A 20,431-nucleotide genomic window follows, 5' to 3' on the forward strand; every position below is an offset into this window, starting at 1 on the left:
GCCGCCGCTTGACATCCCCAGCCCCTGGGATGTCTGACCCGCTTCGGCGCCCTCGCCGGACTGCGCGTGCTGCGGACCGTGGCCGGCAGCGCGGCGACCCTGGCGCTGGACGCGACGCCCACCGCCCAGGCGGGCGGCGCGGACCTGGACCGGGCCCTGCCCGCCGGGCAGGTGTGGCGCAGCGCGAGCGGCGGCGTCGAGGTCCGCACGCGGGCGCTGACCGGCGGGCGGGTCGAGGCGCGCATCAGCCTCGCCCGGACGGGCGAGACGCACGACGCGCTGGCCACGACGACGACGGTCGAGGACGCCGACCTCGCCCGCGGCCGCACCACCGTGCTGCGCGGGACCGTCGCCGTCGCCCCCGGCGCCGTGACGCCGCAGGGCTCCGTGACCGTGGACGTGGCCGGCGCCCGCGCCACCGCTCCCGTGGGGGCCGACGGAACCTTCGCCGTCGAGGCGACCCCCGTCCTCGGCGGGGAGCAGACGCTGCGCGCCGAGTTCGTGCCGGCCGACGCCGCGCACTGGGCCGCCTCGACCACCAGCCGGGCCGTCACGGTGGCGGACGACCGCACGTCCACGGGCGTCACCGCGACGGCGACGACCGCGGCGGGCGGTCCGCCCGACGCCGCGACGCCCGCGGTCCTCGACGTCCGCCTCGACGGCGCGGGCGCCGTCGACGGCACGGTCGTCGTCTCCGAGGACGGCGAGCGCCTGGCGTCCGCCGCGGTCGCCGACGGCGGCGCGCGGGTGGAGCTGCCCGTCCTGCCCGGCGGCGAGCACCGGCTGCTCGTCGCCTACGACGGCGGCAGCGCCGCGAGCCCCGGCGCGACCACGCTGGCGCTCGACGTGGCGCGCGTCGCCAGCAGCACCGCCGTCTCGGTCACCACGGCGCCGACGGCCTCGCGCGCGGGAGTGCTGCAGGCCCGCCTGAGCAGCGCCGTCACGCCGGCCGGCCCGGTGGAGGTGCGCCTCGGCGAGCGCGTCCTCGCGAGCGGGACGGCGTCGGACGCCGGCACCCGGCTGGCCCTGCCGGTGCTGCCCGTGGACGCTCACGACCTCGTCGTCGCCTTCGCGGGCGACCGCTCGGTCGCGCCGTCCCGGACGTCCCTGCGCCTCGTGGTCGCCAAGGACGTCGCGACGCTCGAGGTCGTGCCGCCGAAGACGCCGACCACGGCCGGTGGGCAGGTCGTCGTCGCGCGGGTCCGCGCGGGCGGCGCCGCGGCGACCGGCGTCGTCCGGCTCGTCGTCGACGGCCGGACCAGCACGTCGGCCGAGCTCGTCCGCGGCGAGGTGCGCCTCGCGCTGCCGAGGCTGCCGGCCGGCCGACGCACGGTGACGGTCTCCTACGACGGCAGCGGCACCGCGCTCCCCGTGGCGCAGGCCCTGCGCGTCGACGTCGTCCGCGCCGCCGGGACCACGACGGCGAAGCCCGCGACGACGTCGCCGGCCCGCGGGCGGACGACGACGTTGGCCGTCACCGTCACCTCCCCCGCCGGCACGCCGACGGGTGACGTCGTCCTGCGCGACGACCGCGGCCGCGCGCTGGCCCGCGGCACGCTGAGCGGGGGACGCGTCACGCTGACGCAGCCGGCGCTGCGCCGGGGCACGTACCGGTTCGTCGTCGAGCACGCCGGCGACGCGGCGACCGCCCCCAGCCGCTCGGCGACGTGGACGGTGCGGGTGCGCTGAGCGCCCGCGCTCGACGGCCCTCGCCCGCGACCTCGCCGCCGACGGACTCGACGTCAGCGAGGTGCGCGACGTCGTGGCCCGCCTGCAGGCCGGCGACCCCCGCGCCGTCCGTCGGGTCCGCGAGGCCGGCCGCGTGCTCGGCATCGGCCTCGCCGGTGCGGTGAGCCTGCTCAACCCCTCGGAGATCATCGTCTCCGGCCACCTCGCCGCGGCCGGTGAGCACCTGCTTGCGGGTATTCGGGAGCGGGTGGCGGCGTTCTCGCTCCCCCTGGCGACGGCCGACCTGCGGATCCGCACCAGCGACCGCCCCCAGGACGTCGGCGTCGTCGGCATGGCCGACCTCGTCGCCCGTTGGGCCCTCGACCCGTCACGGGTCGACGACGTCCTCGCCCGCGCGGCCGTCTGAAGCGACGCAGGCTTCCGGCCCGACTTCGCACGACGGCGAGCTTTGGCAGCGGGGCGACGTTCGCGCGCGTGAGGACGATCGCCTCGCTGGACCTCCGCCACCACACCGCCGAGGTGCTGCGCCAGGTCACCGGCGGGACGTCAGTCACCACCATCACCGTCAACGGGTCGCCGGTCGCGGAGATCAGCCCCGTCCGCCTCGGGCGCCGCCAGTTCCTCTCGCGGGCAGACCTCACCGACCTGCTGCGGCACGGGCAGGCCGACCCGGGCCTGCGCGCCGATCTCGGGGCCCTTGGTGGGCGAGACCACCGACGAGCTGGACGCGTCATGACCACGCGGCCGGCAGTGCTCGATACCAGCGTCCTCATCACCCGGGAGTGCGGACGGGCTCTGGACGTCGCGGCGCTGCTCGCGGAGACCGCCGTCTCCGTCGTCACCCTCGCCGAGCTCCACGTCGGCGTCCTCGCCGCCGTCGACACCGAGACCCGCGGCCGCCCGCCTCGCCCCCTCCTTGCACTTCGACGACTTCTCGCGATCCAGACGCCCTGCTGGTGACGTGAAGTCGTCGAAGTGCACGTGGGGAGGCGCCGGCGACGAGGAGGCGGCCCCGTGGCGCGTCCGGTGGAGGAGCGGCGTCCGCCCGCTGCCGGGCCCTCCGCCTACGGTGCTGTGCGTCGGGAGGGAGGGCCATGGCGGAGCGCGCGCAGCTGTACCGGTACGTCACGGCCGAGCAGTCGGCCGAGTACCTGGCCGTCATGCGCCTGTTCACCGGCACGCTGCTCGCCGAGCTGTCCGCGGGGGACGTCGCGTCCGCGCTGGCCGAGCGGGGCGTGGCGCTGGACGTCGCGGTGGCCCAGCAGCGCTGCGAGCAGCTGCTGGAGTGGGGCAACCTCGTCGCCTCGCCGAACGACGCCCGCGTCGCGACCATCCGCGACTACACGCGCTCGCGGGCCCGGTACCAGGTCTCCCCGCTCGGCGGCCGGGTGCACCGCGAGGTCGACGCCGTCCTCGACGCGGTCGACGGCGCGCGCGACGTCGCCCGGGAGCTGCTCGGCGGGACCGTCGCGACGCTCGACCGGCTGCTCGCCGCGCTGGGCACGCCCGAGCCGGACGTCGAGGCGCTGGCCGCCGACGTCACGACGGTCTTCGCCAACCAGGCCCTCTTCACCGACAGCGTCAAGGACTTCTACGCCTTCCTCGCCACGCGCCTGTCCCGCTACGACCTCGCCGGTGAGGAGTACGAGGCGTTCAAGGGCCTGCTCCTGGACTACGTCGAGCTCATCAGCGCCGACGTCGCCCGGCACGCCCCGGCCGTGGTCGAGCGCCTCGGCCGCCTCGAGCCGCACCTGGACCGCCTGCTGGCCCTGCTCGCCGACCTCCCCTCCTTCGCCGCGGCCGCCGGCGGGCTGCTGGCACAGGGCCGAGCCCGCACCGACTGGGAGGGCCTCACCGGCTGGTACACCGGCGGCGGCGGGCGCTCCGGCCCGGCCCAGCTGCGCGGCGCGACCGAGCAGGCGCTCGGCCAGCTCATCGCCAACGCCAAGCGGATGATCACCTCGGCCGGCGGCGGCGTCTCCCGCCGCGGCGACCTCCTGCGGCTCGCGGCCTGGTTCACCGGGTGCACCGACGAGGAGGCGCACCACCTGTTCGCCGCCACCTTCGGCGCCCAGCCGGCGCGGCACCTGCTCGTCGGCCCCGACGAGCCCGACGCGCACGGGTCCGCGACGACGTCGTGGTGGGACGCCGCGCCCGTCGACGTCCCGGTCTCGTTGCGCGAGAGGGGCGACCGCGCCGCGCGGGGGGCGACGCCGAGGGTCCCCGACCCCGGGCTCGACCGCGAGCGGCTGCTCGCCGAGGCCGAGGACGAGCTCGCCCAGCGCCGGGCCGCGGCGGCCGAGCTCGCCGCGGCCGGGGACCTCCACGGCGCGACCGTCTCCCCCGCCGCACGCGACATGCTCCTGGACCGCGTCGCCGACCTCCTCGCCGTCGACCCCCTCCTGACCGCGCCCGTCGAGGCCACCGACGACGACCTCGACCTCGTCGTGCGCGTGAGCGCCGCGCCGGACGCGGCGACGGTCGTCCACGCGCCGGACGGCAGCGCCGCGGTGCACGGGCTGCGGCTGCAGGCGCGCCGGGCGACGGGCGAGCCGGCGAGCACGCAGGACGAGCGGCGGTGGGGCACGTGAGCCCGCCCCCCGGCACGGACGCGGCGTCCGCGCTCGCGTCCACCGAGGCCCACGACGCCGCCGAACGTCGCGAGGCCGCCCGCGCGCTGCTCGTCACGCCGTTCGTGACGGCGTCGACGGCGCCGCAGACGCTGACGCTCGTCCGCCGGCACTCCGCGGCGCTGCGGCAGGCCTTCGCCACGCAGCTCGGCTGCACGCTCGTCGTCGAGGCGTCGTTCGCGCGCCTCGTCAAGGCACCGCCCGCCCCGGGGGCGCCGTCGCGCCCGCTCCGCCGCGGGGACGTGCCGCTGGCCCCCCGCACGTACGCCTACCTGAGCCTGCTGGCCGCCGGGCTGCTGGCCCCCGACGTCGGCGAGCAGGTCCTCGTCTCCGCCTTGGTCGAGCAGGTGCGCGCGGACGCCGCGGCCGCGGGGATCGAGGTCGGGGACTCGCTCGCCGAACGACGCCGTCTCGTCGCCGCCGTCGAGGTGCTCGTGGGCTGGGGCGTGCTCACCGAGACCGACGGCAGCGTCGGCGCCTGGGGCGAGCGGCGCGACGAGGCGCTGCTCACCGTGCACCGGCCCCTGCTGCCCCACCTGCTGGCCAGGCCCCTGCAGGACGCGCTGCGCCCGGGCGCCCCCACCGCGAGCCGCGAGCCGGACCCCGGGGCCGACCCGGAGCCGGCCGCCGGGCCGGAGCCCGAGGGCGAGGTCGGCGCGGCGGCGGAGCCGGGGCTCGGGGCAGCCGAGGCCGGGACGGCCGAGGACACGACCGCCGAGGGCCCGGACACGCAGGCTACGGAGGCCCAGGTCCCGGGTGCGGAGCGCCGGTCGCTGCGGCGCCGGCTCGTCGAGGACCCGCTCGTGCGCCGCGAGGACCTCTCGCCGGGCGAGGCCGACGCCCTGTCGCGCGACCGCCGCGACCTCGGCCGGGTGCTCGACGACCTCTTCGGCCTGACCCTCGAGGTCCGTGCCGAAGGGGCCCTGGCCTACGACCCCGACGGCGAGGTCACCGACGTCGTCTTCCCCGGGCCGGGGACGGTCCGGCAGGCGGCGCTCCTGCTGCTCGACGCGCTGCTGGACCGCACGCGCCCGGAGGCCGGCACGACGGCCCTCGTCGACGGGCGGGAGCGGCCCGGCGTCCTCGCGCCGTGGGCGCTCGTCGACGAGGAGCTCACGGACCTCGCCGGGCGCAACGCCGCCGCCTGGGCCGAGGCGCTGGCGACGGACGTGCCGCGGCTGCGCTCGGAGGTGGTGACCCTGCTGGAGTCGCTGTCGCTGGCCCGCAGCACCGACGCCGGGCTCGTCGTCCACCCTGCTGCCGCCCGCTACCGCCCCGACCCGCAGCGCGCCGAGCCGACCCGCGCCCGTCGTCGTGCCGCCGCCGGCGAGCGCACCACCCCGGCGCCGTCCGGCCGACCGTCCACGCACGTCCCCCCGCCCGAGGCCGAGGCGTCGCTGTTCGACCTGGAGGACCCGTGACCGTGCTCGACCGCTCCCCCGGGACGTCCGCCGGCACCGCGGACGAGACGCCCGCGCAGCACCACCCGCACCGGTGGCGGATGCAGCGGGCGGGCTTCGTCAACGTCTGGCACTACTACGACGAGACCTTCGACCTCTCCGGCGGTCGGCTGGTGCTGCGGGGCACCAACGGCTCCGGCAAGTCGCGGGCGCTGGAGCTGCTGCTGCCGTTCCTGCTCGACGCCGACCGGCGTCGCATGGACGCCACCGGCTCCGGCCGGGTGCGGCTGGAGGACCTCATGCGCGCTGGCGGCCCCGAGAGCGGCAACCGGCTGGGGTACGTGTGGCTCGAGCTCGCCCGCGAGCGGGACCTCACGGACGTCGCGGACCGCTCCCCCGACGACCACGGCGCCGGCCGGTCGGGGGACGACGGCCGCGAGGTCCTGACGGTCGGTGCCCTGGTGCGCTTCTCGACGTCCACCACGGAGGCGCGGGCCTGGTACTTCACCACGCCGCTGCGCGTGGGGCACGAGCTGGCGCTGCTGGGCGAGGACCGCCAGCCGCTCTCCCGCGAGGCGCTCACCGAGCTCGTCGGCGCCGACCGGGTCACCGCCTCCCCCGAGCAGCACCGCGAACGCGTGCGCGGCAGCGTGTTCGGGCTCACCGGCGACGTCGGCGCGGAACGCTACGAGGGCCTGCTGCAGCTGCTGCACACGCTGCGCTCGCCCGACGTCGGCAACCGCATCGACGAGGGGCGCCTGCCGACGATCCTGTCCGAGGCGCTGCCCCCGCTGGCCGAGGCCGAGCTGCAGCGCGCCGGCGAGCAGCTCGACGGGCTCGAGGAGACCCGCCAGGCGCAGGGGCGGCTCGAGGCCGACGCCGCGGCGGTCGAGGCGTTCGTGGCCGTCTACGCGCGCTACGCCTCCGGCGTCCTGCACGCGGCCGCGTCGACCACGCAGGAGGCCGTCGAGGCGCTGGCGGCGGCCGAGAGCACGGCCGAGAGCCGGCGCGCCGAGCACGAGCGGCTGCTCGTGGGGCGCGGCCGTGCCGAGGAGCAGGTGCGCGAGCTGGTCGGGCTCGAGGAGGAGCTCGTCGCCACGCTCGCCGGGCTGCGCGACTCGGCGGCCTACCGCAGCGCCCAGCAGATCGACGAGCGCGAGCGCCGGGTGGTGGCGCTGGAGCGGCTGGCGCGCAGCGAGGTCCGGCAGGCCGCGACCGCCCGCTCCGCCGAGCGCGGTGCCGCCGAGGACGCCGCCGGCCGGGCCGCCGACGTCGTCGAGGCCGCGCGGGCCGCGGGGGGACGGCTCGACGGTGCCCGGGAGCAGCTGCGCGCCGCCGGCCTCGGCACCGGGGCGCTGCCCGGCGCGGTCACCGCCCACGTGCAGGGGGCCGCGGCGCAGGCGGCGACGGTGCGGACCGTCCTCGAGGGCGATCCCGAGACGGTCACGCGGCCGGGGGCCCCCGGGCTCGCCGTCGAGCCGGACGACGTCCCCGCCGCCGCGGTCGCGGCGCGCGCTGCCGGCCGGGCGGCCGCCGACCGGCAGGGGGTCGCCGCGGCACGCCGGGGCGACGCCACCGGGGTCGAGCGCCAGGAGCGGCAGGCCGAGGACGCCGGTCGACGCGCCGAGGAGGCGGACGAGGAGGCCCGCGCGGCCGAGGCCGCCGCCGAGGCCGAGGTGCGCGAGCGCGACGACGCCGCCGTCGCCCTCGCCCAGGCCTGGCGCGGCTGGACGCAGGCGGGGGCGACGACGTCCGCGCTGGGAGAGGTGGACTGGTCGACGACGGACGCCCACGACGTGCTGCTCGACGTCGAGACCCTCACCGGCGCCGGCCAGGACGAGGACGAGGACCTGCGGGCGCTGGCGGCCGTCCCCGCGGCGGCGGCACGGCCGGCGCGCGAGCGCCTGGCCGACCGGGCGGCCGCGCTGCGCGAGGAGCAGCGGGCGGCCGAGGGACGTCGCGCCGAGCTGCGCGCGGAGGCCGAGGCCCTGCGCGCGGCCCGCGACCCCGAGCCGCCCGCGCCCGCCTGGCAGAGCGGCGCGCCGCAGGGCGCGACGCCGCTGTGGCGGCTGCTCGACTTCACCGACGACGCCGGGGACGAACCCGCGCGCGCCGGCCTGGAGGCGGCGCTGCTCGCCTCCGGGCTGCTGACGGCGTCGCTGACCCCTGACGGCGTCCTCGTGGCCGCACCCGGCGAGCTGCTCGCGGGAGGTCGCGGACCCGCCGTGGAGGGGTCGTCGCGAGCGGTGCTGCGAGCCGACACCGACGACGAGGCCCTGCGCGCCGGGGTCGACGACGTGCTGGCGCGCGTCGCGCTCGGCCCCCGGGCAGAGGGCTTCTGGGTCGACCGCGACGGGGCCTGGGGCGCGGGCCCTCTCACCGGGCGTCACGCCGTGCCCGCCTCGCGTCACGTCGGGGCGGGCGCGCGGGCCGCCTACCGCGCGCAGCGGCTCGCCGAGGTCGCCGACGAGCTGGCGACGCTCGACCTCGCCGCGGCCGAGCGGGCCCGCCGTCGGGGCGTCCTCGCCGACGACGAGAGCGCGGTGCGGGCGGCCGAGGACGCCGCTCCCCGGTCGACCGCGCTGGTCCGCCGGCGCGCGCAGGCGGTGGCGGGCCGGCGGGCCGCGGACGAGCGGGCCCGCCGCGCCCGGGAGCTGCACGCCCGCGCCGCCGAGCAGCGCACGGCCTGGCTGTCGGCGGCCCGCGACCACCGAGCGCGGTGCGAGCGCGTGGGCCTGCCGGAGGACGTCGCCGGGCTCGCGGACGTCGTCGCCGCGGCGGGGCTGGCGCGCGAGCGGTGCCGCGGGCTCGCGGAGGCGCTCGACGACGTGGCCGCGCGGACGGGCCGCGCCGACCGCAGCACCGAGGTGCTGGCGGCCCGCGCCGGCGAGCGCGAGGACGCCGAGCGTGCGGCGGACGCGGCGCACGGGGAGTGGGCGCGCGAGGCCGCCGAGGTCGCGACCCTGCGCGAGCACGTCGGTGCCGAGGCCGCGCAGGTGCTCGCGAGCATCCGCGCGGCCGAGGGCGAGCGCCGTCGCACCCGCACGGATCTCGACCGCGCCCGTCCGCACCTGCAGCGCGTCGCCGAGCAGGCCTCGGCGGCGCAGGTGCAGGCCGACCACGCGCGCGAGGACGCCACCGCCCGCCGGGGCGACCTGTCCGGCGCCGCCGAGGTCCTGCGGCGCCGCCTCGGCACGCCCGCGCTCGTCGCGCCGCTGCCGGACCTCGCCGCGCTGCTCGCCGCGTCCCTGCCGCTGGGCGGCGACGCCGACGTCACCGCGGCGTCGGCGCGCAGGGTGCTCGGCGCCCTGCCCTCCCGGACGGCCGACGAGAACGCGCTCGTCCGTGCGCAGACGACGCTGGAGCGCGACGTCGTCGGCAACCTCGACGTCGAGGCCAGGCTCGAGGACGGCGTCCGCCTCGTGCTCGTCACCGACGCGACCGGCACCCGGCACGCCGCGGCCGCCGCGGCCGAGCTGGTCCGCCAGCGCGACGCCGGCCGCGGGGCGCTGAGCCGGCAGGAGCGCGACGTGTTCACCCGCTTCCTGCTCGGCGGCGTCGCCGAGGAGCTGCGGCGCCGGATCCGCCAGGCCACGCAGCTCGTCGACGCGATGAACGCCTCGCTGGGCGGCATCCGCACGAGCCACGGCATCGGCGTCCGCCTGCGCTGGCACCTCGACGAGCCCGCCGGCAGCCCGACGGCCCGGCTGCGCGAGCTCGTGCGGACCTCCACGGCCGTGCGTCCGCCCGAGGAGACCGAGGAGCTCGTCGGTCTCATCGAGCGGCGCGTCGAGGACGCCTTCGCCGCCGACCCGACCGCCGGCTACGCCGTCGCGCTGCGCCAGGCGCTGGACTACCGCTCGTGGCACGCCATGGAGGTCGTCATCACCGGGCCGAACCCGAGCCAGGAGCGGCGGATCACGCGGCGCGCCAAGCTCAGCCAGGGCGAGACCCGCTTCGTCTCCTACGTCACGCTCTTCGCCGCCGCCGACGCCTACCTCTCCGGGCTGCCCGACACCGCGCGGGCGCTGCGGCTCGTGCTGCTCGACGACGCCTTCGCCAAGGTGGACGACCGGACGATCGGCGAGCTCATGGGCCTGCTGGTGCGCCTCGACCTCGACTTCGTCATGACCGGCCACGCGCTGTGGGGCTGCTACCCGCAGGTGCCGAGCCTCGACGCCTACGAGGTGCGGCGCGCGCCCGGCACCGCCGCGGTGACGACGCACGTGCACTGGGACGGGCGCGTGCGGCACCTGCGGGCGGCCCGATGACGGGGGCCGGGTGAGGTCCCCGGACCCCGCGCCGCTGCCCACGGCGCTGCGCGAGCACCTCGCCGACCCGTCCCTCGCCGTCCTGTGGCGCGAGTGCCGCACGCGGCTGGAGAAGAACCGGCTCGAGCCGCGCGGCGCGTTCGACGTCGACCTCGACGAGACGGGCGCCGACCGGCTCGGGGACCTCCTGCGGGCGCCGCTGCGCGCCGGCCCGGTGCGGGTGCACCTGTCCCGCCTGGACGAGGCGCTGCGGGCCTCGGCCGCCCGGCGGGGGCTGCTCGCCGTCGTCGTCGAGCTGGTCGGCCCCGTGGTGGACCGCAGTGCCGCGCGCGAGCGCCGCGCCGCCGAGCGCGCGGGGACGTGGGCGGCGCTGGACGAGGCCACCGCCCGGGCCGGCCTCGCCACGGCGGCGTGGCTTCCGGCGTGGCGGGAGGACCTGCGGCGCACCGGCCTGCTCACCCGGCTGCCGCCCGACGACGTCGCGCCGCTGGTCGCCGCGGCCACGCGCGTGCTCGCCGCGCTGCCGCTCGGCGGCGACGACCTGCCCCGCGAGGCGCGGGACCTCGGCGCGCTCGCGTCGTCGGCCACCGGCGACGCCCACGCCCTGGACGACGGGCGCCCGCTGGCGGCGCTGGTGCTGCGCGGCGTCGCGGCCGCCCACGGCCAGGCGCCGCCCGAGTCGCCGGCCGACCGACGGCGGCTGTGGGCGGCGGTCGGGGTCGCGGCCGACGCCGTGTCCGGCACCGTGCTGACGTGGGGGCTGCGACCACCGGGTGACAACGCGTGGTCGGCGTCGCTGCGCGCCCGCGCCGACCTCGGGCTCGTGACACACCTGACGGTGCAGGAGCTGGGCTCGCCCGCGGCCGCCGGGGCGACGCCGGCGCGGCCGGGCGCCGTCGTGTCGGTCTGCGAGAACCCGCAGGTGCTGCAGGCGGCGGCGCGCGCCGACGCGGCCGGGCCGGTGGTCTGCACGTCGGGGAACCCGTCCGCGGCCGGGTGGCTGCTGCTCGACCGTCTCGTCGAGGGCGGCGCCGACGTCCGCTACCACGGCGACCTCGACTGGCCGGGCGTCGCCATCGCCGGCCGCGTGCTGGCGCGCGGCGCCCGGCCGTGGCGCCTGTCCGCGGAGGACTACACGGCGGCCGTCGCGGCGCAGGACGGCGGTGGGCTCCCGCTGGCGGGTGCGCCCGTCCGCACGCCGTGGGACGAGCGGCTGTCCGCCGCGATGCGCCGCCGGGGCGTCGCCGTCCACGAGGAGGCCGTGCTCGCGCTGCTGCTGGACGACCTGTGACGGTGCCGGCGACCTGCGCCGGCGACCGGAGGAGCGGGCGTGCACCTGCGCGGGGCACCTGCGCGGGGCTCCCCCGCGGGCGGCCGCAGGGACGAGCGGCGCCTCGTCGGGGGCCGACGCCGGTCGTCGGGTCGGTCCCGCCCACGGCGCGCGCTCAGCCGGGGATCCCCTGCCGCAGCTCGGCCAGCGCCTCGGGGAGGCTCACCCGCGGCGCCCAGCCCCACCCGCGCGCCCGGTCGGTGAGCAGCTGCCCGGTCCAGACCTCGTCGTCCGTCCACGCCGGCTCGACGCCGAGCGCGTCGCAGACGGTGCCGAGGTAGTCGCGCCAGGTGGCCGCCTCCCCCGCGACGAGCACCGGCGTCGTCGCCCCCGCGACCGGGCCGCGCGCCGGGTCGTCGGCGGTCGCGACGGCACCGACCGCGACGTCCGCGACGAGGTCCGCGAGGTCGTGCACGTGCACCCACGACCACGTCTTCGCGGGGTTCTCCGAGCGCTCGCCGTCGCGGACCTCGGCCGGCCGCAGCGTGTTCCACACCGAGGACTCCCCCGTCCCCAGGATCGCCGGCGGGCGCACGAGCACCGTCGTGAGGCCCTCGACCTGCGCCAGCGCGGCGTCGGTCGCGTTCTTGGTGTCGGGGTAGTCACCGCTGCCGTCGGGCAGCAGCGGGCCGTCCTCGGCGACGTCGCCCACGCCGGCCGAGCGGTCGTAGACGCCGGCCGTCGACAGGTGCACCAGCCGTTCGACGCCGGCCGCCGCCGCCGCGCGGGCGAGCACCGGCGTGCCCTCGACGGCGACCGCGTGCTGCGCCTCCCGCGGCGAGCCCATCGGGTGGACGGTCGTGACGACGGCGTCGGCGCCCCGCACGACCTCGCGGGCGAAGGCCTCGTCCGCGAAGTCGCCGACGTGCTCCTCGACGCCCTCGAGCACCGGGGCGGCGCCCTCGCAGCGGACGACGGCGCGCACGGTCGCCGACCGCTCGCGCAGCGCGCGGCACACCGCCTCGCCCACGAGCCCGTTGGCACCGGTCACGACGACGACGGGGGACGTGTCCGCAGGGGTCTCCGACATGCCGCCACCCTGCCAGCGGTCGCCTCGTCGCGCCGCTCGCTCCTGCGCGGGACGACACGGCAGAGGCCCGTGCGCCGGCGGGCGCCGCGAGTCCGACGCACCGCAGGGCCGGACGCCGAGGACGCTGCATCACGTCGGACTCGGCGACGCCGGTCCCCGGCCGGACGGGGCACCATGCCGCTGATGAGCCGACGACGCAGGACCGCGCCCCGCCGAGACGCCACGCGACGCCCGACGCCGACCCCGGCCCCCGTCGAGCCACCGCCGGTCGACGTCGCCCCGGCGGACGGCGACCTCGCATCGCTCGTCGCCGCGGTGCTGTGCCGCGACGTCGGCGCCGCGCGCACAGGACTCGAGGCCGAGCTCGCCGTCACGGGCGTGCTGGGGCCCATGAGCGTCGTCACGGCCGGCCTGGAGCTCGACGGCGACGTCGCCGCGGAGCTGCTGCGGCAGCTCGACGACGACACGTCTCCCGACCCCCCCGAGGGCGGGGCCGTGGACGGGGCGGTGGAACAGGGCGACGAGGACGACATCGCCGACGAGCTCGCGACGTCGCTGCAGGTCGTCGAGCGCCTCGCCGCGCGGGCCGACGTCGACGCGCTGGCCGCCCTCCGCGTGCTCTCCTCGCTGGGCCTGCCGCCGGTACGGACGGCCGCCGGCGGGGCCGCCGACCGGCTCGCCGCCGCCGGGCTGACCGAGAGGCCCTGGGCGGCGGCCGTCGGGCGTCCGCGCGTCGTCAGCGCCTGGCGGTGGTCCTCGCCGGCGACGCATCAGGAGTCGCTCGGTGTGCTCTACGCCGAGCGGGGACGCGAGCACGCCCTGCTGGTGCTGGTCGACCACGCCCTCGGCGGCGGCATCCGTGACCTCGGGCTCCTCACCGGACGCCGGGCGGGGCGGCTGCGCCAGGAGATGGCGTCCACGCTCCCCTCCGACGAGGGGCAGCAGCTCGAGGCGCTGCCCGTCGAGGAGGTCGCGCCCCGGCTCGCCACGCTGCTCGAGCGCCCCGTCTGCCCCGGGGAGGTGCACCAGGTCGACGACGTCACCGACCTCCTCATGCTCGTGCGCGCCCGCGCCGCCGCCCCGAGCGTCCAGCCGCCGGCCCGGCACGAGCCCGTGGGCTGACCGGTCGCGACGGCCTCGTCCCGGCGCCGTCGCGACCGACCCCGGTGCTCTCGCCGGCGAGTCCGACGTCCTGCACGACCACGAGCCGGGGATCCTGCGCGACGTCGGACTCACGCCGCGAGCAGGCTGCGCAGCTGCCGCAGCAGCTCGGCCGGCTCGGCGAGCACCCGGGCGTCCACCTGCAGCACCGTCCACCCCAGGGCGCGCAGGCGGTTGTGCCGGGCGAGGTCGAGGCTGTGCTGCTCCCGCCCGCGGTGGTGGTCGCCGTCGTACTCGACGGCGACGCGGTGGCCGGGCCACGCCAGGTCGAGGCGGGCGACGAAGGCACCACCGGCGTCGCGGACCACGTGCTGGACGACGCAGGGCGGCAGCCCGGCGTCCTCGAGCAGCAGCCGCAGCGCGGTCTCGCGCGGCGACTCGGCCTCGGGCTCCAGCCGACGCACCCGCTCGCGGGCGAGCGCGAGCCCCCGGCCGCCGCGCTGGCGCTCGACCTGGGCCAGGACGTCCTCGACCCTCGTGCCGCACCGGTGCGCCACCGCCTCGGCGGTGACGAGCGCGCGGGGCATGGGGAGCGTCCGCAGCAGGTCGACGACCGTCCGCCGGGGCGTCGTCACCCAGCCCAGCCGGGTGCGGACGACGTCCTCACGCGGCAGCGCGCACTGATGGACGTCGACGCCCTCGCGGCAGCGTGGCGCCGGCCGGGGCGCCAGCACGAGCACGGGGTCGCCGTCACCGGCCTCGTGGACGCCGTACGCCCACGCCGCGGAGAGCCCGCCGAGCGCCGCCGGGCCGCGGATCGCCTGCAGGACGGCGCGGGCGCGCACCCCGTGGTCGTCCGGCGTCGCGGCGGTGACGTGCACGCCCCGCGTCACCGACCGGAAGGCCGGCCCGGCGAGCTGGCCGCGCGTCACCCGCGTCAGCAGCTGCTCCGTCGTCAGCGGCACCCCGACGACGTCGTCGGGGACAGGCAGGCGGCGCGGCACGCGGCGCACCCTCGCGGACCTGCCGCCTCCGTGCCGCGGAGCCTGTGGACGACCGCTCGAGTCCGACGCTGTGCAGGATCAACGACCGGGAGACCTGCGCGCCGTCGGACTCGAGGGAGGGACGCCCGCCGGCGTCGGCTCCTCGCGCGGACGCCGTCCCAGCGCCGCGCGCACCGCGGCGAGCACCTCGTCGTCGTCGGCGCCGAGCCCGCGGGCGTCCGCGACGAGCCGGGACGCCAGCGCCTCCAGCCGCGGTCCGGTGCGGCTGGGGACGGCGTCCGCGGGCGGCGCGGCGACCCGGGTCCCGCCGCCACGCCGGGAGACGACGAGCCCCGCGGACTCCAGCTCCCGGTACGCCCGGCCGACCGTGCCGACGGCGAGCCCGAGGTCGGCCGCGAGCTGGCGCAGCGGCGGCAGCCGCGCCCCCACGGGCAGCAGCCCGGCCGTGACGAGGCCCGCGAGCTGGGCGCGGACCTGCTCGTAGGGCGGTGTCGGGTCGTCGTCCGCGACGACGAGCCGCAGGGGCTCGCTCACGCCGGGACGGACGCGCGCCGCACCGCACCGCCCGGGACCAGGAGCACCGCGGCGCACCAGCCCAGCACCGCGACGGACACGGGCAGCGCGGCCACCAGCACGACGGTGAGGGCCTGCCACGCACCGCTCGGGCAGTCGAGCCCTCCCGCCACCCCCGCCGAGACGGCCAGGACGCCGGCCAGCGGCGCGCTCACGAGGACGCCGACGGCGGCGGTGACCGCCGCTCCGGCGCGGCGGCGGAGCACGAGGTCGGCCTCGTCGAGCTCGGGGGTGCCGCCGACCGCCGGACGGGCCGCGACGCGTCGCAGCACGAGTGCCGCCGCGAGCAGGCCGACGAGGACGGCGACGGCCAGGGGGAGGCTGTAGTAGGAGCCCGGCCACGGACCGCGGGCGAAGGACGTGCCGGCCGAGCAGGAGCCCGCCAGGGAGCGCCCGGGACGGCCGAGGTCGTCGGGCGAGGCGGTGGCGGTCGTCACCACGAGCAGCCCGAGCAGGAAGACCGTCGTGGCGGCGACCACTGCCGCCGTCGGCCGCGGCAGGAGGTCCCGTACCCGGCGGGTCTCGAGCGAGGCGCTGCGGACGCCCGTCCGTCGCGGCCGGACCGCGAGCTCGCCGACGAGCACGCCGGCCAGGACCCCGAGACCCAGGGCCGCCGGCGCGAGGAGCGGTCCGCGGCCGAGCGTCCCCGCCGAGGCGAGGACGAGGGCGGCGACGACGCCGACCGCCGCGCCCGTCCAGCGGGCGGCACCTGCGCGCAGCGCCGCCCGCCGGACGAGGGGGTGGTCCGCCGCCGGGAGCGGCGCTCGCGCCGCCGCACGGACAGCGAGGCCGACGGCGAGGGCGACGACGAGCACGAGCAGGGGCAGCAGCGCGAGAAGGGCAGACACGACGACCTCCCGAGGGACGACGAGCAGGAGGCGAGCATCCACGTCGTTGCACCGATGTGTCAAGTGATTGACACAACGCGAACGTCCCCGCCGCCGCGCTCGTCGGGCGGGACGCCAGGGGCACCGCGGGACTCGTCCCCACGGTGCCCCCGTCACGCCCGAGGAGCTGGGTGCGCTCAGCCCGCGGCGATGCCCAGCGTCAGCGCGTAGCCGGTCGGGCCGGCGTCGCTGGAGACCACGAGGTCGTAGACGCCACTGGCCGGCAGCCGCACCTCGGCGTGCCCCTGGTCCTCCGTCATGCCGTCGTGCAGGGGCGAGCCGTCGGGCGCGACGAGCGACCAGGTGGCCTTCCCCGTGTCGCTGGAGAAGTCGACGGTCGCCTCCTGACCGGCGCGGGCGCGGAAGGAGTACGCGTCGTCGGTGCCCTGGGACGGGGAGACGGCGCCCGAGACGGTCCGCGACGTGGCGCCGGGGGCGAACCGGATCGGCGCCGGGATCGTCAGGTCGAGCTCGTACGAGCCGGCCGTCGCGCTCTGGACGTCGAGGGCGTAGTCGCCCGTCCGCGGGAGGGTGATCGCGGCGTCCTCCTGCTGCTCGGTGTGCCCGGTGTGCAGCGGGCTGCCGTCCGGGCCCACGAGGGTCCAGTAGCTGTCCGCCGGCCCCTCGAAGTGGACGTCCGCCGCCTGGCCCGCGTGGGCCCCGAAGACGTAGGACGCCTCGCCGTCGGCGGTGACGTCCCCGCTGACGGGGGCGCTCGTGGCGCCGGCGCCGAAGGTGATGCGCTGGGCGGACGCCCCGCTCGCGGCCTGGGCGGCTGCCGTGCCGCCGCCCACGGCGACGAGGGCCGCGGCGAGCGCCGCGACGGTGGTGCGACGGGTGCTGGTCCTGGTGCTGCGCATGGTGCTGACCTCCTGGTCGAGCTCCTCCCCGGGGGGAGGCGGCCGCCGTCTGCGACCTCGTGGACGACGCTAGGAAGCCGGTGCGGCAGGCCCGTGGCGCTCGCGACACCGTCCCGCCACGACGTGTCACCACCTCGTCACAGCCCGGGCCGGGATCCGCAGGACGCTGCGGCGAGCACCCGATCGGGGCCCCCGTCCCGGCGCGAGAGGCGTCCGCGGCGGTCCTATCGTCCGAGGCATGCGCTGGTCCTCCGCCCCGCAGACGCTGCCCGCCCTCGCCGTCACGGCCCTCGTGCTCTCCGGGTGCTCCTTCCAGGGCTCCGTGGACGACGGCGCCGCCGCGTCCCCGAGCGCGTCGCCCCCCAGCGCCTCGGCGTCCGCGACCCCCTCGGTGTCCGCAGCGACCACCAGCCCGGCGCCGACCGACGCGGCGACGCCGAGCGCGGGGACGTCCTCGGGCGGCAGCCCAGACGGCAGCCCAGACGGGGGCTCGGACGGCAGCTCGGACGGGGGCTCGGACGGGGGCTCGGACGCCGACGAGGGGTCGGGGTCGGGGTCGACGACGTCGCCGACCGCGGCCCCGGGGCCCGGGGCGAGCACCGGCGACGGCTCCGACGAGCCCTCGGACGACGACACCGCCACCCCCGCCCCGGGCGACGGGCCGACGAGCGGGACCGGCGTGCAGGAGATCCGCTTCCCGGCCGGGCAGACGTCGACCACGGTGCGCGGCCAGGCCTCCTCGGGCCAGCACCAGCGCTACGTCTTCGCCGCCTCGGCCGGCCAGGAGGCGGCGATCACCATCACCTCCGCGGGCGACGAGGTCGGCTTCGACCTCGTCGCGCCGGACGGGACGCCGCTGAAGACGACGATGAGCAACGCGCCGAGCGGCCGGTGGGACCTGCCCGCGGACGGCGACTACGCCGTCGGCATCGCCTCCCCCGACGACGGCGTGGCGTACACGCTCACGCTGTCCGTCCGGTGAGCGTGCCGCGGTGAGGAGCCGGCGGTGACGACGGTGCTCCTGGTCGACGACGAGTCGGCGATCACGGACAACCTCGCGCCCTTCCTGCAGCGCAGCGGTTTCGACGTCGTCGTGGCGCGCGACGGCGAGGAGGCCCTGCGCCGCGTCGAGGGCGCCACCCCTGACCTCGTCGTCCTCGACGTGCTGATGCCGGGCCTCGACGGGCGAGAGGTGCTGCGGCGGCTGCGCCGTGAGCGGCGGCCGATGCCGATCATCCTGCTGACGCAGGTCGGGGAGTCCGCCGAGCGGGCGATGGCGCTCGAGGAGGGCGCCGACGACTACCTCAACAAGCCCTTCGACCCGCACGAGCTGGTGGCGAGGATCCGCGCCGTCCTGCGCCGCGGCACCGCCGGCGGCAGCGCCCCGCTCACCGCGGCGCAGCGGCTGCGCAGCCGGGACGTGGTGCTGGACAGGGTCTCCGGCCGGGTCACGCGCGGCGGCACCGAGGTGGTGCTGACGCCGCGCGCGACGTCCCTGCTGGCCTACCTCATGACGCACCCCGACGAGCTGATGACCCGGGAGCGGCTGCTGGAGGCGGTGTGGGGGTGGACGTTCCAGTCCAGCACCCGGACCGTCGACACCCGCGTCGCCGAGCTGCGGCGCGCGCTGGAGGGGCCGGCGCGCGACGGCGGCGCCCAGGCCGACGACGAGCCGCTCATCACCACGGTCCCCGGCGTCGGCTACCGCTTCAGCGCCCACGTGACCGCGGCGTGAGCGCCCCGCCGGATCGCCAGCGCCGTCCTCGACTTCTCCCGTGGCTCGCGCTGGCTCTCGTGCCGCTCGTCGTCGGCGTCGTCGTCCGGGTGCTGACGGCGACCGGTGAGGTCCCCGACGACCGCGTCGACGTCAGCGCCCTCGCGGGCGACTGGCTCCTGGCCGCCGGGGCGCTGCTGTCCGCCGTCGCCGTGCTCGTCGTCGTCACGACGCGGCGGGCGGCCGCGCGGGGCCGCCGGGCCGCCGACGCGCGGGTGGCCGCGGCCGAGGAGCGCGCCGCCGAGGGCCGCCGCCTGCTGCTGTCGCGGCTGGACCACGAGCTGAAGAACCCGCTCATGGCCATGCGGGCGGCCGTCGCCAACGTCGCCGCCGACGAGGACGTGGCGCGCGACCCCGGGACGGGCGCGGGGCTGCGCAGCATCGACGAGCAGGTGGTGCGGCTGAGCCGGCTGACCGCGGACCTGCGCAAGATCGCCGACGTCGAGCTGCGCGGCGTCGAGCGCCGGCCGGTCGACCTGGCGGCCGTCCTCGTCGAGGCCGTCGAGACGGTGCGGGAGATGGGCGGCGCCGAGGGCCGCGACGTCCGCGTGAGCCTGCCGCGCGCGCCGTGGCCGCTGCCCGCCGTCGACGGCGACGAGGACCTGCTCGGCCTGGCCGTGGCGAACCTCGTCGACAACGCCGTGAAGTACACCCCGGCGGGCGGGACGATCGAGGTCCGCGCCCGCGACCAGGCCGGGCGGGTGCTCGTCGAGGTCGCCGACACCGGCCCCGGCATCGCGGCCGAGGACCTGCCGCACGTGTGGGAGGAGCTGTTCCGCAGCCGCGGCGTGCGCGGCGTGCCGGGCAGCGGCCTCGGCCTGCCGCTGGTGCGCGCCGTCGCCGAGGCCCACGGCGGGACGGCGACGGCCGAGAGCCGGGTCGGCCGCGGCACGGTCGTGCGCCTCGACCTGCCGGGGGCGGCGCCCGAGGACGGCGCGGCGTCCTGAACGCCTCGCCGCTGCCGGTCCTGCTTCCCCGACCCGGACCTGCTTCCCGAGCCCTACCCTCCGACCGTGAGCACGACAGCGGCGCAGGCGCTCACCCGGCTCCGGGCGGCGGCGGGCGACGGTCGGCTCGCCGCGCTCTGCGGGCGCCACGACGTCGACCTCGTCACGGCCTTCGGCAGCGCGGTGCGCGCCGCCCCTGACGGCGCTCCCCCGGCCCGCGACCTCGACGTCGCCGTGCGCTTCGGCCCGGCCCGCGGTGACGTCGTCGCCGTCGTCGTCGCACTCACGGACCTCCTGGCCTTCGACGCCGTCGACGTCATGGACCTGGGCCGCGCCGGGGTGGTCGCCCGGAGCAGGGCACTCGGCCCGGGCGCGGAACCGCTGTTCGAGGCATCCCCGGGCCTGCACGCCACGGCCCAGATGGCCGCTCTCACGACCGAGATGGAGACCGAGCGGCTCCGCCGCTGGGACCTCGAGCTCCTGGCCGGCCGATGAGCCCGCCGGACCTGGACCTCGGGGTCGTCCACGCCGAGCTCGACCTGGTCGACGGCGCACTCACGACCCTCGCCTCCGCCGGACGGCTCGACGCCGCCCGGCTGCGGGACGACGCGCTGCTCGCGGCGGCGGTCGAGCGCCTGCTCAGCCGCGTCGTCGACCTCGCCGTGGACGTCAACGCGCACGTCGCGGTGGCGGAGCTGGGCCGTGCGCCGGCGGACTACCGGTCGTCCTTCCAGGCCGCGGTCGACGCCGGGGCGCTGCCGCAGGAGCTCGGTGACCGCCTCGCACCCTCGGCGGGGCTGCGCGACGTGATCGTGCACGAGTACGCGCAGCTGGACCTCGACCGGGTCGCCGCCGCGGTACCCCTCGCCCTCGACGGGTACCGCGACTACGTCACCGCCGTGGCCGCCTTCCTCGTGCGCCGAAGCTCCTGACAG

The 20,431-nt window shown here is 78.6% G+C and carries 17 protein-coding genes and 1 pseudogene; 13 read left to right on the forward strand and 5 right to left on the reverse strand.

Annotated features, from left to right (window positions below; translation table 11 throughout):
* Positions 1 to 66: 66 nt before the first annotated feature.
* The 7 genes and pseudogenes from WDZ17_RS15965 (at position 67) to WDZ17_RS15995 (ending at position 11,281) form a co-directional block, all read left to right on the forward strand.
* On the forward strand, positions 67 to 1,689 hold the full coding sequence (locus tag WDZ17_RS15965) for an Ig-like domain repeat protein (RefSeq protein ID WP_339576173.1): 1,623 nt from the start codon (positions 67 to 69) through the stop codon (positions 1,687 to 1,689).
* A gap of 40 nt (positions 1,690 to 1,729) precedes the next feature.
* A pseudogene (locus WDZ17_RS15970) lies at positions 1,730 to 2,095 on the forward strand (ROK family protein); the annotation flags it as partial.
* 68 nt (positions 2,096 to 2,163) lie between these two features.
* Positions 2,164 to 2,649, forward strand: coding sequence for a type II toxin-antitoxin system prevent-host-death family antitoxin (locus tag WDZ17_RS15975; protein ID WP_339576174.1), 486 nt, complete (start codon positions 2,164 to 2,166; stop codon positions 2,647 to 2,649).
* A gap of 134 nt (positions 2,650 to 2,783) precedes the next feature.
* Positions 2,784 to 4,280, forward strand: coding sequence for a TIGR02677 family protein (locus WDZ17_RS15980; RefSeq protein WP_339576175.1), 1,497 nt, complete (start codon positions 2,784 to 2,786; stop codon positions 4,278 to 4,280).
* Positions 4,277 to 5,740, forward strand: coding sequence for a TIGR02678 family protein (locus WDZ17_RS15985; RefSeq protein ID WP_339576176.1), 1,464 nt, complete (start codon positions 4,277 to 4,279; stop codon positions 5,738 to 5,740). The genes WDZ17_RS15980 and WDZ17_RS15985 overlap by 4 nt, the downstream gene beginning before the upstream one ends.
* Positions 5,737 to 9,990 carry a TIGR02680 family protein gene (locus WDZ17_RS15990; RefSeq protein ID WP_339576177.1) on the forward strand — a complete coding sequence of 1,418 codons (4,254 nt, stop codon included), beginning with the start codon at positions 5,737 to 5,739 and terminating at the stop codon, positions 9,988 to 9,990. The genes WDZ17_RS15985 and WDZ17_RS15990 overlap by 4 nt, the downstream gene beginning before the upstream one ends.
* Before the next feature lie 10 nt (positions 9,991 to 10,000).
* Positions 10,001 to 11,281, forward strand: a complete 1,281-nt coding sequence (locus WDZ17_RS15995) for a TIGR02679 family protein (protein ID WP_339576178.1) — start codon at positions 10,001 to 10,003, stop codon at positions 11,279 to 11,281.
* A 154-nt stretch (positions 11,282 to 11,435) separates the two neighbouring features.
* Here WDZ17_RS15995 and WDZ17_RS16000 read toward each other — a convergent pair whose 3' ends face one another.
* A complete protein-coding gene (locus WDZ17_RS16000; protein WP_339576179.1) occupies positions 11,436 to 12,350 on the reverse strand; it encodes an NAD-dependent epimerase/dehydratase family protein in 915 nt (304 codons plus the stop codon).
* Positions 12,351 to 12,533: 183 nt separating this feature from the next.
* On the opposite strand from WDZ17_RS16000, the gene WDZ17_RS16005 reads away from it, so the two are divergent.
* Positions 12,534 to 13,472 (forward strand): hypothetical protein, encoded by a 939-nt coding sequence (locus WDZ17_RS16005; RefSeq protein WP_339576180.1) that lies wholly within the window; start codon positions 12,534 to 12,536, stop codon positions 13,470 to 13,472.
* Positions 13,473 to 13,582: 110 nt separating this feature from the next.
* Here WDZ17_RS16005 and WDZ17_RS16010 read toward each other — a convergent pair whose 3' ends face one another.
* The 4 genes from WDZ17_RS16010 to WDZ17_RS16025 form a co-directional block, all read right to left on the reverse strand.
* A complete protein-coding gene (locus tag WDZ17_RS16010; RefSeq protein WP_339576181.1) occupies positions 13,583 to 14,455 on the reverse strand; it encodes a DUF559 domain-containing protein in 873 nt (290 codons plus the stop codon).
* 78 nt (positions 14,456 to 14,533) lie between these two features.
* The gene (locus WDZ17_RS16015) at positions 14,534 to 14,989 is read right to left on the reverse strand and encodes a GntR family transcriptional regulator (protein WP_339576182.1); all 456 of its coding nucleotides are present in this window, start codon (positions 14,987 to 14,989) and stop codon (positions 14,534 to 14,536) included.
* Positions 14,986 to 15,918, reverse strand: coding sequence for a hypothetical protein (locus WDZ17_RS16020; protein ID WP_339576183.1), 933 nt, complete (start codon positions 15,916 to 15,918; stop codon positions 14,986 to 14,988). The genes WDZ17_RS16015 and WDZ17_RS16020 overlap by 4 nt, the downstream gene beginning before the upstream one ends.
* Positions 15,919 to 16,052: 134 nt before the next feature.
* Positions 16,053 to 16,775, reverse strand: a complete 723-nt coding sequence (locus tag WDZ17_RS16025; protein WP_339576184.1) for a hypothetical protein — start codon at positions 16,773 to 16,775, stop codon at positions 16,053 to 16,055.
* Positions 16,776 to 17,013: 238 nt separating this feature from the next.
* On the opposite strand from WDZ17_RS16025, the gene WDZ17_RS16030 reads away from it, so the two are divergent.
* The 5 genes from WDZ17_RS16030 to hepT all read left to right on the forward strand — a co-directional run bounded on the left by WDZ17_RS16030 (position 17,014) and on the right by hepT (position 20,428).
* On the forward strand, positions 17,014 to 17,757 hold the full coding sequence (locus WDZ17_RS16030) for a hypothetical protein (RefSeq protein WP_339576185.1): 744 nt from the start codon (positions 17,014 to 17,016) through the stop codon (positions 17,755 to 17,757).
* Positions 17,758 to 17,781: 24 nt separating this feature from the next.
* Positions 17,782 to 18,510 carry a response regulator transcription factor gene (locus WDZ17_RS16035; protein ID WP_339576186.1) on the forward strand — a complete coding sequence of 243 codons (729 nt, stop codon included), beginning with the start codon at positions 17,782 to 17,784 and terminating at the stop codon, positions 18,508 to 18,510.
* Positions 18,507 to 19,496, forward strand: a complete 990-nt coding sequence (locus tag WDZ17_RS16040) for a sensor histidine kinase (RefSeq protein ID WP_339576187.1) — start codon at positions 18,507 to 18,509, stop codon at positions 19,494 to 19,496. The genes WDZ17_RS16035 and WDZ17_RS16040 overlap by 4 nt, the downstream gene beginning before the upstream one ends.
* A 66-nt stretch (positions 19,497 to 19,562) precedes the next feature.
* Entirely contained in the window at positions 19,563 to 19,991 is a 429-nt protein-coding gene (locus WDZ17_RS16045; RefSeq protein WP_339576188.1) for a hypothetical protein, read from the forward strand.
* On the forward strand, positions 19,988 to 20,428 hold the full coding sequence (gene hepT / locus WDZ17_RS16050) for a type VII toxin-antitoxin system HepT family RNase toxin (RefSeq protein WP_339576189.1): 441 nt from the start codon (positions 19,988 to 19,990) through the stop codon (positions 20,426 to 20,428). Before WDZ17_RS16045 ends, hepT begins: the two co-directional genes overlap by 4 nt.
* Positions 20,429 to 20,431 lie beyond the last annotated feature (3 nt).

Origin of the sequence: Pseudokineococcus basanitobsidens (assembly GCF_037482545.1) — a bacterium.
In the GTDB taxonomy this organism is placed as follows: Bacteria; Actinomycetota; Actinomycetes; order Actinomycetales; family Quadrisphaeraceae; genus Pseudokineococcus; species Pseudokineococcus basanitobsidens.

Bases quoted from the DNA above. Each gene is read 5' to 3' on its own strand.
- WDZ17_RS15980 (WP_339576175.1), top strand. From the start codon at position 2,784: ATGGCGGAGCGCGCGCAGCTGTACCGGTACGTCACGGCCGAGCAGTCG.
- WDZ17_RS16000 (WP_339576179.1), bottom strand. From the start codon at position 12,350: ATGTCGGAGACCCCTGCGGACACGTCCCCCGTCGTCGTCGTGACCGGT.
- WDZ17_RS16005 (WP_339576180.1), top strand. From the start codon at position 12,534: ATGAGCCGACGACGCAGGACCGCGCCCCGCCGAGACGCCACGCGACGC.
- WDZ17_RS16025 (WP_339576184.1), bottom strand. From the start codon at position 16,775: ATGCGCAGCACCAGGACCAGCACCCGTCGCACCACCGTCGCGGCGCTC.
- WDZ17_RS16030 (WP_339576185.1), top strand. From the start codon at position 17,014: ATGCGCTGGTCCTCCGCCCCGCAGACGCTGCCCGCCCTCGCCGTCACG.
- hepT (WP_339576189.1), top strand. From the start codon at position 19,988: ATGAGCCCGCCGGACCTGGACCTCGGGGTCGTCCACGCCGAGCTCGAC.